Raw genomic sequence first — 17,932 nt, 5'->3', positions numbered from 1 at the left:
CTTCACAATGCTAAAAACACTCCCGGCAACATATATTAAAATAAATATGCCGGGGGTGTTTTGCGTTGAAAAAACATTTCATAGAATTGGCAATGGCAGTTCTTATGCTGGTCTGTTTTTATATTCTGTCATGGGAAGCGGCAGAAACTGCAGGCAGACTTATAGATGTATCCGGAAATATAAAAGCAGATCAGGTGATCCTGGTGGATGCCGGCCATGGCGGTATGGATTCCGGAATGGTGGGAATCGGTGGATTGAAGGAAAAAGGGATCAATCTGGATATTGCCATGAAACTTAAAGGGATTCTGGAAAAAAAAGGCCTTGCCGTAGTGATGACCAGGGAAGAAGATAAAGGTCTTTATGAAAATGGTACAAAAAATATGAAAGCACAGGATCTGCAGAATCGTATTGAACAGATCCGGAAATATGAACCGGTGCTTTCTGTGAGTATCCATCAGAACAGCTACAGTGATCCCGGAGTAAAAGGTCCGCAGGTATTTTATTATGAAGATTCGGAAAGCGGAAAAGCACTGGCACTTGCGATCCAGGAAAGCATGAACCGGAAGCTTTCCATTGTACGGCCTCGGGTGGCAAAAGGAAACAGGACTTATTATCTTCTGAAGCGAAGTCCGGGTGTGATCAATATCGTAGAATGTGGATTTCTTACAAATCCGGAGGAAGCTTCCCTGCTTCAGACAGAGAAGTATCAGTGCAAGGTAGCAGAGGCTGTGGCCGATGGAATCGTTACATATCTGGAAAAACAGAAGGAAAACGAAAAAAATTGAAAAAAATGTGAATAGCCTTTTCATAGGAAGGTGATTCTGCTATACTTTACGTGAATTAAGGAGAATCCTATGCTTGGAATCATTTATCTTATATTATGTATGTTAACAGGACTGGAAATGGCAGGATGTCTGTTTCCGCGTCAAACAACTGAAAGAGGAAACAGGATATGGGTGGTCCTGCCGGCAGCATTTGGAATAGGGATCCTGATGCTGACCTGGGCAGTCTATATTCTTTCCTGGATGTTCAGCATATGCGCGGGGGCAGAGCATCCTCTTTTTTATGGAAATCTGATCGTATTTCTGGTGGATATCCTGCTGCTTTCGGGAATCTTCCGGTGGAAAAAGAAAAAACAGAAAAAAACGTTTGTGATATCCGAACGGATGATCAGCAGAAAATGGATCCTGAAAAAAGAGCTTCTGCTTTTTGGCATTCTGACGGTCTTTGTGACCTGGATGATGTTTTACGTTTTTTACATGAAAGACGGCATTCTGTACTCCGGTTTTTCTGTATATGGAGATTATGCACCCCACACGGCAATGATGCGATCTTTTTCCAGAGGAAATAATTTTCCAACCCAGTATCCGCATTATGGCGGGCAGGATGTGAAATATCATTTTATGTTCCAGTTCCTTGTGGGAAATCTGGAGTATCTGGGCTTTCGTCTTGATCTGGGATATAATCTGGTAAGCATCCTGTCTCTGGTGGGATTTCTTATGGTGCTTTACGGGATCAGCTACCGGATGTTTAAAAGCTTCTGGGCAGGGGCAGCTGCCATTGTTTTCTTTTTTTTCCGCAGCGGAACAGCGTTCTGGCGTTATCTGTGGGAACATCTTCAGGCGGGGGATCTTGTACGGACTCTGGAAGAAAATACGGCGTTTATCGGTTATACCACCAATGAAAATTGGGGATTATGGAATTTCAATGTATATCTGAACCAGCGGCATCTGGCCTTCGGTCTTCTGATGGCAGCTGTAGCGGTATGGACTTTTATAGATTGGGTGGAAGCCGGATGCAGTCACAAGGAACAGGGCTTTTTGTGGATCCGTAACCGCTTTTTTACAAAAGAAGCCTGGCTCTGCAGAAATGAGGGTACGGCGATCCTTCTGGGTCTGTTTCTGGGATTAACTGCCTTCTGGAACGGAGCTGCGCTGATCGGCGGTCTTCTGATCCTTGCCGGACTGGCAGTTTTTTCTGACGGTAAGCTGGATTATATGATCTGTGCCGGACTGGCGGTACTTTTTTCGGAACTGCAGTCGAAGATCTTTGTGTCGGGAAGTGTTATGAGTCCATCCTTTTACTGGGGATTTCTGGCAGACAATAAAAGCATTTCCGGTGTACTCTGGTATCTGGTGGAGATCAGTGGATTTTTCTTTGTGGGAATGATCGTGGCAGCAGTATTTCTGAAAAGAAGTCAGCGGGCAGTGCTGATGGGCTGTTTGCTACCAATGGTATTTGCATTTCTGGTATCGCTGACTCCGGATATCAATGTCAACCATAAATATGTGATGATCTCCTACGCATTTGTGACAGTGTTCTGGGGATGGAGCGTTAGATGTGTTTTCCTTGAGGGAAAAAAAGGCTGGAAGAAATGGGCCGGTCGCGCAGTGGCAGCCGTCCTTTGTATCTGCCTTAGTGCAACCGGGATCTACGATTACGTGATCATCTTAAGAGATAACGATTCCGCACACAGGATGACTGTAAATATGGAAAGCAGCCTGACGGACTGGCTCAGTGCGAATCTTAAGAAAAATGACCTTCTGCTGACGCCGGAATATACCATGAATGAGGTTACTATGTCCGGTGCCATGCTGTATTGCGGATGGCCTTATTATGCATGGTCTGCAGGGTACGATACGGGCTATCGTGCCGGCCAGGCAGTGCTCATGTATACCACGGATGATCCGGAGGTACTGAAAGCTGCCGTAAAGCAGGAAAAGATCACATATATCCTGTTTGAGGAGGATATGGAATTTGAACAGCAGGAATGTCGTGAGGATATCATCAGGGAGACATATCCACTGGTGTATACCTCAGAGGATGGGAGAATAAGAATCTATGAAACATGACAGCTTATATATCATTATGCCGGCATATAATGAAGAAAAAAATATCGGGACCGTGATCGAGCAATGGTATCCGGTAGTGGAGAAGATCGGCGGGGACAGCCGCCTGGTGATCCTGAATGACGGCAGCAAAGATGCTACCTACAAAAAAATACAGGACTATCAGAAAAAGTATGACCGTCTTATAGGAATTGATAAACCGAATGAAGGGCATGGAGGAACAATACTCAGAGGATATCGTTACGCAGTGGGAAAAGATGCTGATTATATTTTTCAGACGGATTCAGACGGGCAGACACTTCCGGAGGAATTCTGGCAGTTCTGGGAAAAACGTCAAAAGTGCGGGCTTCTTATCGGTTACCGGCAGAAGAGAGAGGATGGGCTCTCCAGGATTTTTGTGACAAGAATACTGCGGCTTGTGCTTTTTCTTATTTTTGGAACCTGGGTAAAAGATGCAAATACGCCATATCGGCTGATGGAGGGAAAACAGCTCGCCAAAGTACTGAAGCGTATCCCAGACGGATTTTTCCTTTCCAATGTGCTGATGACTGTGATCTATGAAAAACATCAGCTTTATGTGGAATATATCCCCATCACATTCCGACCGAGACAGGCCGGAAAAAACTCTATCAACATGAAACGGATCATAAAGATCGGAAGACAGGCATTTGCGGACTTTATCCGTCTGCGGAGCAGGATCTGATACAGGGGGGACAGAAGGATGAAAAAAAAGATCAGAGAATTATTTCCGGAGTTGACTGCAGCAGTGATCCTGACAGTACTTTCTGCGTATCTCCTGGGAGGAGATGTATGGACATTCTGGACGTGGTGGCTGCTTGCACTGTTTATGGGAATGGTGGCAATGCCGGTCACAGGAAGGCTTTTCGGAGGCTTTGAAGACCGGGGCTGGCTTTTTTCAAAGGTACTTGCCATTGCGGTTACCGGATTTCTCACCTGGTTTCTGGTAGCGGTGGAAATTCTTCCTTTTACAGCAGCAGTGTGTGTAGGAGTATCTGTGGCTGTTGGCATTTTGTGTGCTGTACTTTTTCATGTTCAGCTGAAGCATGGGATTGAATGCTATCCGTCAGGAAAGATCCGGTTGATCTTTCGGGAGGAGCTTTTGTTTTTTGGGATTTTTCTGCTCTGGACTTATCTGGCTGGATTCCGGCCGCAGGCATACGGAACAGAAAAATTTATGGATTATGGCTTCATGGAGGCCATGATGCGGAGCAAAACTCTTCCTGCACGTGATCTCTGGTATTCTCAGGGAACCATCAATTATTACTATGGCGGGCAGTATTTTGCAGTATTTCTTACGAAGCTTACAGGAAGCAGAGTGGAAGTGACTTATAATCTGATGCGTACCTTTGTGGCAGCGTTTGCCTTTGTGTATCCGTTTTCGCTGGTCCGTCAGATGACGAAGGACAGGCTGTATGGACGGCTGGATGGAAAGAAGAAATATCTTCCGTCACTGGCAGGAATTACTGCAGGCATTGCGGTATCTATCGCAGGAAATGTACATTATATCGTCTATCGTTGTGTATTACCGCTGATTCGGAAGATGCAGGGGGCGGCAGAAGCAGCCAGCTACTGGTTCCCGGATGCAACACGTTACATAGGGTATAATCCGGTGAATGACAGTGATAAGACCATACATGAATTCCCATGCTATTCGTTTGTCCTGGGGGATCTTCATGCCCATGTGGTAAATGTGATGTTTGTGACATTTCTGGCAGGAATGCTCTATGCATGGCTGAAAATGATCCGAAAAAGAGGGCCTGAGCCTGAAAAACAGGAACGCAGTGTTTTCTGGCTGAGACAGCTTCTGATGCCGCATATCCTTCTGGCGTCAGTTTTTCTTGGCATGTTCCAGTGGACCAATTACTGGGATTTTGTGATCTATTTTGTAGTGACCGGCGGCGTTGTCCTGATCGCAAATATCATACGATTTGAGGGGAAGATAATCAGGATCCTGGCAGTGACGATCGTACAGGCAGTGGAGATCATAGGTCTCTCTTATCTGGTGATCCTGCCCTTTACATTGAAATTTGATACGATGGTACAGGGAGTGGCACTGGCACAGCATCATTCACTGTGGTATCAGCTTCTGATCCTCTGGGGGCTTCCGGTAATCCTTACTGTTTTGCTGATCCTGTCTGTTATCACAGAAAAAATGAGGGGACTGAAGCACAAAAGCCTTTACAGGCTGCTGGAGGCGCTCACAGTTCCGGATCTTTTTGCAGTGATCATGGGCTTATGTGCTATCGGACTGGTTCTGATCCCGGAGCTTGTATATGTACGGGATATTTATGAAAATGGAAATGCCAGAGCCAATACTATGTTCAAGCTGACGTATCAGGCATATATCCTTTTCGGAATGACAATGGGATATGGGATTTACCGTATGCTGGTGGTATCCAAACAGAAAATCATCCGGATCCTTTCAGGTGTGGGACTTTTTGTACTGCTCTGGACCGTGGGCTATTTCGGAAATGCCGTACATTCCTGGTTCGGGGATGTCTGGAAGGTTTCGGAGTATCAGGGACTGGATGCAACTACATTTCTTGAGCAGGATTTTCCTCAGGATGCGTCGGCGATCCGCTGGCTGAAGCAGAATATCAAGGGCTCTCCTGTGGTGCTCGAGGCTAACGGGGACAGCTATACCGGATATGAGAGAGTTTCTGCATCTACGGGGCTTCCGACCGTACTGGGATGGTATGTGCATGAATGGCTCTGGAGAAATAATGTACCTGACCTCAATGAAAAAAGTGCGGACATCCAGACTATTTATACTTCCACAGATGCAGAGACGGTAAAAAAACTGATCAGCCGTTATGATATTTCCTATATCTTTGTAGGAGGACAGGAAAAAGAAAAATACGGAACAGGGCTTAATGACAGTGTTCTTCAGAGTCTGGGAAGCATTGTCTTTGAAGATGATATGTCAGGAACCTACATTGTGAAAGTGGAGCAGGATTGACATTTTTTCCATAATAACGCTATAATATAACTATTATGTGACTGGTACAGATATGTTCTGAGAGATTTCTGCTGGGCAGTATACAGAAAAAGCAACAGTTGCGGGATGGCAGCAGAGAGGAGGATATTATGAACAGAATCGACAGACTTTATATGGAAATGATCCATTATTATCAGGGGGATCCGAAACATATCCAGCATTTTGTGAAGGTACATGATCTTTCAAGGCTGATCGGCCAGGGTGAGGGTCTGGACGAAGATACGATGTATGTTCTGGAAGCTGCGGCTCTCGTCCATGATATCGGAATCAAAGTCGGTATGGAAAAATACGGACGCTCTGATGGAAAAACGCAGGAAGCAGAAGGCCCGGCAGCTGCCAGAGAGATGCTTACCGCACTGGGCTTTCAAGATAGGGTGATCCGCAGAGTGGAATATCTGGTAGGACATCATCATACCTATAAGGATATTGATGGGATGGATTATCAGATCCTTGTGGAAGCTGATTTTCTGGTTAATTATTTTGAAGATGGACTGGATAAAGAACATATAAAGAAAAGTGCAGAGAAGATCTTTAAAACAGAAACAGGCAAAAAAATAGTAAAGGAAATGTTTTTCCCGAAGACTTTTCAGAAATCCGAAACTTGGGCACAGGATGCCCTTCAGGACCTGGAGGATTTTATTGAAGAGCAGGGGATTTATATCAGACAGTAAATGGAGCGTAAAATGAAAGCAGAAATAGCAGTTATGACAGCGGAGAATATAGACAGAAAGGCAATTGCCCGAGGTGGCGAGATCCTGAAAAACGGCGGGCTTGTGGCATTTCCCACAGAGACTGTATACGGTCTCGGAGGAAACGCCCTGGATCCGAAAGCATCGATGAAGATCTATGCAGCCAAGGGAAGACCTTCGGACAATCCGCTGATCGTACATATCGCAGATATCCGTGACCTGGATAAGATCGTTACGGAGGTTCCTGAAAAAGCCAGAGTACTGGCTGAGAAGTACTGGCCGGGTCCGCTGACAATGATCCTTCCCAAAGCAGATATCGTGCCAAAGGAAACAACCGGAGGACTGGACAGTGTGGCAGTACGTTTTCCAAGTGACCGTATCGCACAGGAGCTGATCCTTGCGGCTGGGGGATATGTGGCAGCGCCAAGTGCCAATACTTCCGGAAGACCAAGTCCTACGACAGCGGGACATGTGGCAGAGGATCTGGGAGAAGCCATTGATATGATCATTGATGGAGGACAGGTAAACATCGGTCTGGAATCGACTATCGTAGATTTTACAGAAGACATACCGGTAGTCCTGCGGCCGGGATATATTTCCCTGGAAATGCTCCGGGAAACACTTGGAGATGTAAGGATGGATAAGGGGCTGATCAAACCGGACAGCAAGGTCCATCCAAAAGCACCGGGAATGAAATATCGTCATTATGCACCAAAGGCAGATCTTGCCATTGTGGAGGGATCCACAGAGGGTGTGATCGCGGAGATCGAAAAAAGAGCCGGAGAGGCTGAGGATAAGGGACTGACTGTGGGAATTATCGCAACAGATGAAACAAAAGGCCGATATTCACATGGAATCGTAAAGAGTATCGGAAGCCGGGAGCAGGAAGAAACGATCGCGCATCATCTGTACGAGGTCCTGCGTGATTTTGACAGCTGTAATGTAAGTGCCATTTATTCAGAGGCATTTTTTACACCAAGAATGGGACAGGCGATCATGAACCGCTTATTGAAAGCGGCTGGTCATAAAATTATCAATGTTGAGGAGGAGAAAGAAAATGATAGCACTGGGATGTGATCATGGCGGCTATGAGCTGATGCAGGAGGTAAAGAAGCATCTGGAAGAGAGAGGACTGGAGTACAAAGATTTTGGATGCAATGGTCCGGAATCTGTAGACTATCCTGTTTATGGAAAGAAAGTAGCACAGGCGATCGTGGACGGCGAGTGTGAGAAAGGTATCCTGATCTGCGGAACAGGTATCGGAATTTCCATCACTGCTAATAAATTTAAGGGAATCCGTGCTGCACTTTGTACAGATTGCTTTACTGCAGAGGCAACAAGACTTCATAACGATGCCAACATTCTGGCCATGGGCGGTCGTGTAGTAGGACCGGGACTTGCTCTGAAGATCGTGGATACATTCCTGGATACACCATTTTCCGGGGATGAGCGTCATATCAGAAGAATCAACATGATCGAGGATTGATCGATCAATAAGAAACCAATAGAAAAAAGAGGATTCTGTATGGATAAAAAAGGACAGAAACGACAGGGATATCTTTCCTGGGATGAGTATTTTATGGGGGTTGCCATGCTTTCCGGCATGCGTTCCAAAGATCCTCATTCACAGGTTGGTGCCTGTATCGTAAGTGAAGATAACAAGATCCTGTCAATGGGGTACAATGGATTTCCAAAGGGATGTTCCGATGATGAGTTTCCCTGGGGAAGAGAAGGAGATCCGCTGGATACCAAATATCTTTATGTGACACACAGTGAGCTCAATGCCATCCTGAATTACCGGGGAGGAAGTCTGGAAGGTGCCAAGCTTTATGTGTCCCTGTTTCCCTGCAACGAATGCGCCAAGGCTATTATCCAGGCAGGGATCAGGACTATTGTATATGACTGTGATAAATATGCAGATACTCCGTCTGTGATCGCATCCAAAAAAATGCTGGATGCAGCCGGAGTCCGGTATTATAAATATAACCGGACAAACCGTGAGATCACCATTAAAGTGTAAAAGAGAACAAAAATAAGAGAAAACAGCAGCCCGGCCCCTGATCCATCATAGCATCAGGGCTTCGGCTGCTGTTTTTTATGAATGGTTAAGAAGGTGTTTCGGAATGAAGATCTTCCGGTGTGGATAAGGCTGTGTGAGAGATCTTCTGTGGAAAACTTAAGCAGACTTTGAAAAGGTCACCGTCCAGATAAAGTTTAAAGGTGCCACCTTGAAGCTGCGTAAGGCTCTGTGCGATGGATAATCCAAGTCCGCTGCCTTCTGTATTTCTGGCAACATCGCCGCGGATGAAACGTTCGGTCAGTTCTTCAGCCGGAATGTTCAGAGGCTGTGCGGAAATATTTTTCAGGGTAAAGATGACTTGATCTTTTTCCAGAAGAACTTCCGCATAGACCCTTGTGTTCTCCATGGCATATTTCAGAATATTGCCGAAAAGATTTTCAAGGATACGCCACATCCGTCTGCCATCGGCATAGATCATGGCAGGAGAATCAGGCAGATGTGTCATCAGGGTCAGATGTCTGTTTTCCATCCGTTCTTCAAATTCGCCCATCACCTGGTAAAGCATTTCCACAAAGTTCAGATCCGCCATTTCCAGGGAGAGATTTCCAGCACTGGCTTTGGAAGCTTCGACTACATCTTCGGTCAGACTTTTCAGACGATGTGCCTTCGAATCCAGAATCTCAAGATATTTCAGTGCTTCCGGATCTTTGAGGTTCAGTCTTTTCAGCAGATCAATGTAATTGATGATGGAAGTCAGCGGCGTTTTCAGATCATGGGAGACATTGGTGATCAATTCGGTTTTCATACGCTCATCTTTGAGGCTTTTTTCCACGGCAGCGTCCAGCCCGTCACCAATGCGGTTGATATACTGTGCCATTGCTTTCTGATCACCACGGAGTTCCTTTTCCGGGATCTTGTAAGTGAGTTCTCCATCGGTGATCCGTTTCAGACCATCAAGGATGAGTTCCCGTCCAAGAGCAATTTTGTAGACGCAGAAAAGCGCACCCAGATCCAGAAGAAATAGAAGCAAAAACATCAGGAACCATCCATCAGATGCCGCGAGCAGGGCACTGAAGAAAAATTCAAGGAATAGAAATACGCCAAGTCCCACTACCATACGTATTCTGCTGATGGTATTCCTGGAGAAAAAATCGATCAGCTTACCGGCTTTACAAAGACACAGACGGGGAAGCTTCAGGCATTTGCGAAGCAGGCTGTTTTTCCACAGGGTGCGAGCTTTGATCCTGCGGATCAGGCTTAAATAGCCGATCCAGAACAGGCACGTGATCAGGAAAATCGTGATACCTAGGATGATCAGGGAGGAGACAAGGTTATAGGTGGAAGCTTGCATGCTCAGTCCTGCGGTCAATACACTAAGTGCCGGGATACACACGAGTCCTGCTGCTGCTTCCGTATAGATCCTGTCAAAAAAGTTCAGTTCTGGCTGAGCCGTGTCTGTATTACCGCTATCGGAATTTCTTCTTCCGGTGTGGACAGTAAGCCAGATAAAATCTATGATAAAGAGCAGAAAACTGATCACGGTGATCACAGCAGCCGGGATAAATAAAGTACGGTAAGTCAGGAAATTCTGTCTGTCAGTTTTAATGGAATCCTGTACAGGAAGGCTGGTATCATCGATCCAGGCAAGAAAACTGCAGTTTTCATCGTATGTGGAGTTTCGAAGGAGATCGATCCAGTTTCCTACAGAAGGGTTTGCAGCAGCGGAAAGGTTCAGGTTCATAAGACCATTCCGGGCATTTTTTTCATCTGTGGCAGCTTCGTTGACACTTAGGAACACGTAAGGCTTTTTGTCTGAAAAACCGGAAATATCAGTCAGGTCGGAAGTATAGGCTGCATCTGTATTTGTGAAGATTTTCTGTGAGGTGTTATCCGTATAGGCATAATGGATATTGGAATTATCACTGCTGTACTCATCCAGTGTCTGAGCAGCGTCTGTCCAGCCGGAAAAAAGATCCCGGGCATTATCCAGCTGCTCAAAGGCATCGGCCAGGTTCCCTTTGAAATTCCTGGTTTTGGATGAGGTGGAATTCATGTAATCCAGGAGACTGCCGTAACCTTCCGGTGCACAGGGGATTTCAAGGATTGGAGTGAGCATATCTGCCACATCTGTGTAAACTACGTTTCCGTTTTTGTCTGTGATGTTTTTCAGAGGTTCCTGTGACTGGATGCCGCCGTCTGCATATTCGGCGCTCAGAGAAGAAAGAATCCGCTCAGTCCAGTCTTTCTGGGAAATTCCCTCGTATTTCAGGGCACCGGAGTTGGCATTTAGCTGCAGGGTTCCGTCTTCCAGAGCTTTTTTGAAATCAGAATAGTACATATATTTTGTTTCACCCTCCGGGGTGGTAAGGCCCAGGACGATCCAGTTATCATTGGAATGGATCGTCTGTGAACTCCATTCCTTAAGATCATTGAAGGAATAAGCCAGTCCGGAGGTGTTTTTGAAGGAGAGAGAATCTCCGTTATAAAGCTCTCCGAGATCAATGTATGCATCTTCGCTTGTTTTATCCAGGATTTCCCTGGCTGAGATCCCGGACAGGATTGTGGAAATTTTTGAGTAAAAGCTGTCAGCAAAAGCAGAAGTCTGGAAATAATCCTTTGTTTTAAGATCTTCTGCAGAGTCTATCCGGATACCTGCCTGGATCACCAGTGCCGCTGAAAAGACCATGATCACAGGCAGGATAAGAGCAAGGACAAGAGCAGGAATGCGCATAAATGAACGTTTTTTTCCCGTATGTTTATTTTTATTCATAATACCCCTTTCTGAAGTACAGATACTTCATGGCCGGCTGGCTCACCGGCTCAGTTTTTCGATTTTATAACCCAGGCCCCAGACAACTTTCAGATAGCGGGGATCCCTGGGATTGATCTCAATCTTTTCGCGAATGTGACGGACGTGGACGGCTACAGTGTTATCCGCGGCCAGAGCATCTTCATTCCAGATGCTCTCGTAGATCTGCGTGGTGGAAAAAACACGTCCGGGATTTTTCATGAGAAGAAGCAGGATATTATATTCGATGGGCGTCATCCGTACCGCTTCTCCATCTACCAGCACCTCTTTTTTGTCATCGTTTACCGTAAGACCTCCGGTTGTGTAGATGTGTTCCGATGATGCCGGTGCAGCGGAGCCAAGCTGTGTGTACCGGCGCAGCTGAGATTTTACCCTGGCGATCAGCTCCAGAGGATTGAAGGGTTTGGTGATATAGTCATCTGCACCGATGTTAAGTCCAAGGATTTTGTCCGTGTCTTCAGATTTTGCGGACAGGATGATGATGGGCAGAGGATTGCTTTCCCGGATCCTGACTGTTGCCCGGATTCCGTCGAGACGGGGCATCATCACATCGATGATCAGCAGATCTACAGTTTCGCTGTTCAGGATATCCAGCGCTTCCTGTCCGTCATAGGCTTTCAGGATGCAATAGCCTTCCTGTGTAAGATAGATTTCGATAGCTTCCACGATGTCTTTGTCGTCATCGCAAACAAGTATGTTAGCCACTTTTTTGTACCTCCCTGATGTTGTTAGAATAGCAGTCGGAAATTAAGACGAAAGGGGTAAATTCTTAAGATTTCATGAAATCCATTGTACTATATTAAGGATATAGTGTAAACAGAGAAAGACTTGTTGGCAGCAGACGTGATGTGCTAAACTAGTAGAGAAAATAACGATAATGGAAGAAAGATCAGGAGAAAAGTGAAAGTGGAGAATGAAAATAAAATCAGCAGTATGGCAGGGAGCGCACACTGTACGGAAGAAATTATGTCAGCTTGTGCTCTTTGTCCAAGAGAATGCCTGGCAGACCGGGGTGCAGGGAAAAAAGGCTTCTGTGGCATGGATGAGAGAATTTATCTGGCAAGGGCTGCACTTCACATGTGGGAGGAACCCTGTATCTCCGGAATAAAAGGTTCCGGGGCAGTGTTCTTTTCCGGGTGCGGGCTGTGCTGCTGTTTCTGCCAGAATCATGATATTGCCATCGGGAGCAGGGGACGGGCTGTAAGTGTGGAACGGCTTGGAGAGATTTTTCTGGAACTGAAGGAAAAAGGAGCTGCAAACATCAATCTGGTAACAGGTGCACACTATGTACCGCAGATCATAGAGGCACTGGATATGGCCCGAAGGAATGGTCTGGATATTCCGGTGGTGTATAATTCCAGTGGGTATGAAAAAACAGAAACCCTGAAGCTTCTGGAAGGATATGTGGACATTTATCTTCCGGATCTGAAATATCTGGATCCGGAGCTTGCACAGAAATTTTCTTATGCGCCGGATTATGTGCAGGCTGCAAAGGCTGCAATTGGAGAGATGGTGCGTCAGACCGGGAAATGTGAGTTTGGAGAGGATGGATACATCCGGAAGGGAACCATTGTCCGGCATCTGATCCTGCCGGGACATACAGGAAATTCCATAAAAGCTCTGAGGTATCTTCATGAAACCTATGGGGAGGATATTTATATCAGTATTATGAATCAGTATACGCCGGTGAGAAAATTTGTGGAATTTAAGGAATTAAACCGGAAAGTTACAAAAAGAGAGTATGAAAAAGTTCTGGATGCTGCTGTGGATATGGGGATTCAGAATGGATTTATCCAGGAAGGAGAAACTGCTTCAGAAAGCTTTATTCCTGATTTCGATTATGAGGGAGTGGAAAAAAATACTCCGTAAATGGAAGGAGGCCGGTACTTTCGTACCGGCGCGTATGAAAAAGAAAAATATTATAGAAAGTTCATCACCTTCTATGACCTATAATATACAGCAAAAATGTGAAGAAAGTGTGTCTAACATTTGAAATAAATGTGAAAAGAACAATTTATGCCACGAATATAGCAAAATATGACGAATATATACATGAATAAATGAGAGGCGGAATGTTAACCGAACCAGGGAAAGCCTCTGCTTCAATTGCGAAAAGCAATAAGCATCAGGCAGGAGCGTGCCTGTATCAGGAGAAAAAAATCGGAGAAGCTGATGATAACATATCAGTTCTCCGATTTTTGTTTTATCAGAATTTCTTCCAGGTTTCACGAAGAAAAAGAATCAGGATCGGAAATAGCTCCAGTCGGCCGGCCAGCATATCAAAAGAAAGGACCAGCTTGGACAGCGGAGAAAAGATCCCGAAGTTTCCGGTAGGACCGATCAGGGAAAGACCGGGACCCACATTGTTTAAAGTGGTGACTACGGCTGTGAAATTTGTTACAAGATCAAATTCATCAAAACTGATGATGAAGATAGATGCAGCCACAATCATCAGATAAACGATCATATAAATATTGGTGGCACGCATAACTTCGTGAGACACCGCTTTTCCGTCCATTTTGATCTTTTTTACTGCGTTGGGGTGCAGATAAAGATGCAGTTCCTTGCGAACAGATTTTGCAAGAAGCAGAAGACGGGAAATCTTGATTCCGCCGCCTGTACTGCCGGCACAGGCACCACAGAAGGTAAGCAGTACCAGAATCGTTCTGGATACCGCAGGCCACTGGTTATAATCCGTAGTGGCATAACCGGTGGTAGTGATAATAGAACCAACCTGGAAAAATGCCTGCTGAAGTGCTTCCCACACATTGTCAAACAGATGTCGGACGTTGAGTGTGATCATCAGGGCAGAAGCGATGATCACAAAGAAGTAGCAGCGGACCTCTTCAGATTTCAATGCCTGAGAAAACTTCCTGGTGAGAAGAAGAAAATAGACATTGAAGTTAACGCCAAACAGGATCATAAAGATGGTGATGACGATCTGAACATATAAGCTGTAGCTTCCCATACTGTCGGATTTGATTCCGAACCCACCGGTTCCGGCAGTTCCAAATGCTGCACAGAGACTGTCGTAAAGAGGTATCCCTCCAAGAAGCAGAAGGATGATCAGTGCAACAGTGAGCGCAATGTAGATCTTGTACAGGATCTTGGCAGTTGACTGGACTTTTGGAAGAAGCTTTCCTACGGAAGGACCGGGGCTTTCTGCCTTCATAAGATTCATATGATAGCCACCTGAAAGGGGCAGTAGTGTCAGGATAAACACCAGAACCCCCATACCGCCGATCCAGTGGGAAAAGCATCTCCAGATGTTGATGCAGTAAGGCATCTGTGTTGGATCAGAAAGGATACTGGAACCGGTTGTGGTAAAACCGGAAACAATCTCAAAAAAAGCATCGATCGGATCGGGGATAGCTCCGCTGAGTACAAAAGGCACAGCGCCGACAATACTGAGAACGATCCAGCTTAAGGCAGTGGTAACAAGACCTTCACGGGCGTAGAATGCTTTTTTGGAGGGCTTGCGGCTGACCAGAGGAACACCGATAGCCAGACATGCCAGGATCGTGATCAGGAAGGCAATACCGGATTTTTCGCGGTAGATAAGGGCAGTGATGCCGGGAACCAGCATACAGACAGCCTCCACATTCATGATCCATCCCAGGATATAAATAATAATCGAATAATTCATTTGTCAGTACCTCTATTTTTCCAGTATATCTGTGATGTCGCGAAGCCCCTTGTGAGTGGTTACGATGATCACGGTATCTCCCACCTGTATCATATCCTGACCACGGGGAATGCGGATGCGGCCGTTGCGGTTCAGGCATCCCACCAGAAGATTTTTGCGGAGATTCAACTCTGCAAGAGGGATATAAGTTACGGCAGATTCCTCACGGATCGCAAATTCCAGTGCTTCTGCATTGCCATCCAGAATATGATAAAGAGTTTCTACATTGCTGCCGATGCTGTTCTGAGTGGCGCGGACATACTGCAGGATATAATCAGCAGTGATATTTTTCGGGTAGATGACACTTCCGATATCCAGGGAGTCGATGACATCATCAAATTCCAGACGGTTGACCTTGGCAACCAGCTTGGCATCGGAGATGCTTTTGGCAAAGAGGGCAAGAAATACATTCTCTTCATCCAGATTTGTCAGAGTGACAAAAGATTCGGACTCGGAAAGTCCTTCTTCGAGAAGAAGAGAACGGTTTGTTCCATCGCCATTGATGATAGTCGCATCCGGAAGCAGTTCGCTTAAGTGCTCGCAGCGATTTTTGTTCTGCTCGATGATCTTGACATCGATCTTCATATCCAGAAGTGCATGGGCAAGATAGTATGAAATGGTTCCGCCACCTACGATGATACAGTTTTTGACCTGATTGGTCTTGAGACCGATCTTACGGAAAAATGCCGCTGCATTAAGCGGAGAGGCCAGAATGGAAACCATATCTCCGTCGTGTATAATGTGATCACCACCAGGAATGGATACATTGTCACGGCTTTCAATCGCGCAGACCAGAATATCACTTCGGAAAGCATCTGAGATCTGGGAAACGCTCATTCCGTCCAGCTTGAATTCCGGGAGAACTTTAAACTTGAGAAGTTCTACACGGCCACGTGCAAAGGTGTCGATCTTGATCGCAGATGGAAAACGGAGAAGCCGTGAAATTTCCTGGGCAGCGGCAAACTCCGGGTTAATGATCATGGTAACACCAAGACGTTCTTTGATGAATCCGATTTCTTTTTCATAAATGGGGTTACGGACGCGGGCGATGGTCTGACAGTGGTTGGCCTTCTGCGCGATCAGACAGCAGAGAAGGTTCAGCTCGTCAGAAGCGGTAACTGCGATCAGGATATCTGCAGTATCAACACCTGCCTCCATTAAAGTATTGATGCTGGCACCATTACCGACGATTCCCATGGCGTCGATATTTTCGCAGAGATCATTGATCTTGTCGGCAATAACGTCGACAAGAGTGATATCAATATCCTCTGCCTGAAGCTGCTCTGCAAGATTTCTACCGACTTTTCCGCAGCCTACAATAATTACCTGCATAATTTCCTCCTTCAATAGCCGGTCAGGGCTACAAATCATAAGTAAAAGCGCCCATCCGTGTAAAGATAGGCAAGGATATTATAGCACTGTATATCTGATTTTTAAACAGTAATATTTTCCTGTATATATAGAAAAAATGGCAGAAAGACAGATATATGTGAAGGAAAGTGAACATTCCCGTTTTCACAAGTTTAAAAAACGGTCATAAAATATAGCGTGATCATGAATGAAAGGATTTCGATTATGGACCGATTTCAGATGAATCGTTCGGGCTGCCGGCCATATCAGTATACCTGTGGGATGAATAGCGGGATGGCAGGCCGGACGGATCAATCATTTTCTGATATGGCAAAACAGGTTCCTGCAATGGCGTATGTGCCATATCAGGAATTTGCGCCTACCTTTGAACTGAAAAAAGCTCTTCAGGTCGGAACTATCTTCCCAGAGCTTTGCAAGCCGTTCTGCGGCAGGAGAGGAGGGTGCCGATGATGTCCGGAAATTGTACTTCCAAAAAAGAACTGCTGCAGTTTATTGACCAGGTAAGCTTTGCCATTGACGATCTTCTCCTTTTTCTGGATACGCATCCAAAAGAAAAAAGGGCTCTTGAATATTACAGTGAGCTTTCAGCCAGAAGAAATGAGCTTCTGGAAAAATATGCAAAGTTTTATGGACCGCTGACCATTGATACCGGAAACGACAGCAATCTTAAGTCATGGCAGTGGATGGAACAGCCGTTTCCATGGGAACAGGAAGGAGGGTGCAGATAAGGTATGTGGAATTATGAAAAAAGACTCCAGTATCCTGTAAATATCAAGACGCCCAATGCAAAGCTGGCACAGTTTATATCCAGCCAGTATGGCGGACCGGACGGAGAAATAGGAGCTTCCATGCGGTATCTTTCCCAGCGTTTTACCGCACCGAACCGGATGGTCGCGGCTGTGCTCAATGATGTGGGAACAGAAGAACTGGCACATTTGGAAATCGTGTCCACCATTGTCCATCAGCTGACAAAGGATCTCTCGATGGAAGAAATTGAGAACAGCGGACTTGGGCCGTATTATATTGATCACACGGTGGGAATCTGGCCGCAGGCAGCAGGTGGAGTGCCGTTTAATGCCTGCGAATTCCAGAGTAAGGGTGATCCGATCACGGATCTGTTTGAAGATCTGGCAGCAGAACAGAAGGCACGCTCCACCTACGATAATATCCTCCGGGTGGTGAAAAACATCCCGGAAGTTGCAGATCCCATACGTTTCCTTCGGGCAAGAGAGGTGGTTCATTTCCAGCGTTTCGGTGAAGCATTGCGTTCTGTGCAGGAGCAGCTGGATGCTAAAAATTTCTATGCCTTTAACCCGAGCTTTGATGCTCCGTGCAAAGCCTCCTGTGAAGAATGATGGATCAGAGAAAAACATCTGTCTGACAGAAATCATATCTGAAATAAAAAGAGCTGCACAGCCGACAGGGATCCTGCGGCTGTGCAGCTTTGAATTTGTTTTTTTGGAAAAAAATATTTGTAACCTGCATTTATT

16 protein-coding genes are annotated in these 17,932 nt (G+C 45.8%); 12 read left to right on the top strand and 4 right to left on the bottom strand.

The annotated features are described in order from the left end of the window. The first annotated feature begins 65 nt into the window (after positions 1-65). From MUB50_RS13975 to MUB50_RS13940, 8 genes are all read left to right on the top strand, one after another. A complete protein-coding gene (locus MUB50_RS13975) occupies positions 66-785 on the top strand; it encodes an N-acetylmuramoyl-L-alanine amidase (protein ID WP_227752328.1) in 720 nt (239 codons plus the stop codon). Positions 786-854: 69 nt separating this feature from the next. Beyond that, complete coding sequence (locus tag MUB50_RS13970) at positions 855-2,852, top strand: hypothetical protein (RefSeq protein ID WP_118626159.1); 1,998 nt, start codon at positions 855-857, stop codon at positions 2,850-2,852. After that, complete coding sequence (locus MUB50_RS13965) at positions 2,842-3,552, top strand: glycosyltransferase family 2 protein (RefSeq protein ID WP_118626161.1); 711 nt, start codon at positions 2,842-2,844, stop codon at positions 3,550-3,552. The genes MUB50_RS13970 and MUB50_RS13965 overlap by 11 nt, the downstream gene beginning before the upstream one ends. 18 nt (positions 3,553-3,570) lie before the next feature. Continuing rightward, the gene (locus MUB50_RS13960) at positions 3,571-5,829 is read left to right on the top strand and encodes a DUF2298 domain-containing protein (protein ID WP_244791478.1); all 2,259 of its coding nucleotides are present in this window, start codon (positions 3,571-3,573) and stop codon (positions 5,827-5,829) included. Positions 5,830-5,957: 128 nt separating this feature from the next. Next, entirely contained in the window at positions 5,958-6,539 is a 582-nt protein-coding gene (locus MUB50_RS13955; RefSeq protein ID WP_173754137.1) for an HD domain-containing protein, read from the top strand. A gap of 12 nt (positions 6,540-6,551) precedes the next feature. After that, positions 6,552-7,634 (top strand): L-threonylcarbamoyladenylate synthase, encoded by a 1,083-nt coding sequence (locus MUB50_RS13950; RefSeq protein WP_173754138.1) that lies wholly within the window; start codon positions 6,552-6,554, stop codon positions 7,632-7,634. Next, positions 7,615-8,043: a ribose 5-phosphate isomerase B gene (gene rpiB, locus MUB50_RS13945; RefSeq protein ID WP_015527166.1), complete on the top strand. Its 429-nt coding sequence runs from the start codon at positions 7,615-7,617 to the stop codon at positions 8,041-8,043. The genes MUB50_RS13950 and rpiB overlap by 20 nt, the downstream gene beginning before the upstream one ends. Positions 8,044-8,082: 39 nt before the next feature. Beyond that, complete coding sequence (locus MUB50_RS13940) at positions 8,083-8,577, top strand: deoxycytidylate deaminase (RefSeq protein ID WP_138276410.1); 495 nt, start codon at positions 8,083-8,085, stop codon at positions 8,575-8,577. Positions 8,578-8,662: 85 nt separating this feature from the next. On the opposite strand, the gene MUB50_RS13935 is transcribed toward MUB50_RS13940, so the two are convergent. After that, complete coding sequence (locus MUB50_RS13935; RefSeq protein WP_244791480.1) at positions 8,663-11,347, bottom strand: sensor histidine kinase; 2,685 nt, start codon at positions 11,345-11,347, stop codon at positions 8,663-8,665. Between the two features lie 42 nt (positions 11,348-11,389). Next, positions 11,390-12,091, bottom strand: coding sequence for a response regulator transcription factor (locus tag MUB50_RS13930; RefSeq protein ID WP_110103207.1), 702 nt, complete (start codon positions 12,089-12,091; stop codon positions 11,390-11,392). Positions 12,092-12,319: 228 nt separating this feature from the next. Here MUB50_RS13930 and MUB50_RS13925 point away from each other — a divergent pair, with 228 nt between their 5' ends. Then, entirely contained in the window at positions 12,320-13,255 is a 936-nt protein-coding gene (locus MUB50_RS13925) for a radical SAM protein (RefSeq protein WP_244791490.1), read from the top strand. A gap of 337 nt (positions 13,256-13,592) precedes the next feature. Here the strand turns inward: MUB50_RS13925 and MUB50_RS13920 are convergent, their stop codons facing one another. Both MUB50_RS13920 and trkA read right to left on the bottom strand, forming a co-directional pair. Next, a complete protein-coding gene (locus MUB50_RS13920) occupies positions 13,593-15,032 on the bottom strand; it encodes a TrkH family potassium uptake protein (protein WP_110103206.1) in 1,440 nt (479 codons plus the stop codon). Positions 15,033-15,044: 12 nt separating this feature from the next. Beyond that, positions 15,045-16,403: a Trk system potassium transporter TrkA gene (trkA, locus tag MUB50_RS13915; RefSeq protein WP_110103205.1), complete on the bottom strand. Its 1,359-nt coding sequence runs from the start codon at positions 16,401-16,403 to the stop codon at positions 15,045-15,047. A 243-nt stretch (positions 16,404-16,646) separates the two neighbouring features. Here trkA and MUB50_RS13910 point away from each other — a divergent pair, with 243 nt between their 5' ends. From MUB50_RS13910 to MUB50_RS13900, 3 genes are read left to right on the top strand one after another with little or no spacing between them, the layout of a single operon-like run. Further along, complete coding sequence (locus MUB50_RS13910; protein WP_110103204.1) at positions 16,647-16,892, top strand: spore coat associated protein CotJA; 246 nt, start codon at positions 16,647-16,649, stop codon at positions 16,890-16,892. Further along, the gene (locus MUB50_RS13905) at positions 16,892-17,170 is read left to right on the top strand and encodes a spore coat protein CotJB (RefSeq protein WP_110103245.1); all 279 of its coding nucleotides are present in this window, start codon (positions 16,892-16,894) and stop codon (positions 17,168-17,170) included. Before MUB50_RS13910 ends, MUB50_RS13905 begins: the two co-directional genes overlap by 1 nt. Before the next feature lie 3 nt (positions 17,171-17,173). Next, complete coding sequence (locus MUB50_RS13900; RefSeq protein ID WP_015527157.1) at positions 17,174-17,797, top strand: manganese catalase family protein; 624 nt, start codon at positions 17,174-17,176, stop codon at positions 17,795-17,797. Positions 17,798-17,932: the final 135 nt, after the last annotated feature.

It is taken from the genome of Blautia sp. NSJ-140 (assembly GCF_022868965.1).
Taxonomy (GTDB): Bacteria; Bacillota; Clostridia; order Lachnospirales; family Lachnospiraceae; genus Blautia_A.
The sequence above is the reverse complement of the archived record's forward strand: the minus strand, read 5'-3'. Positions and strand labels throughout refer to the sequence as shown.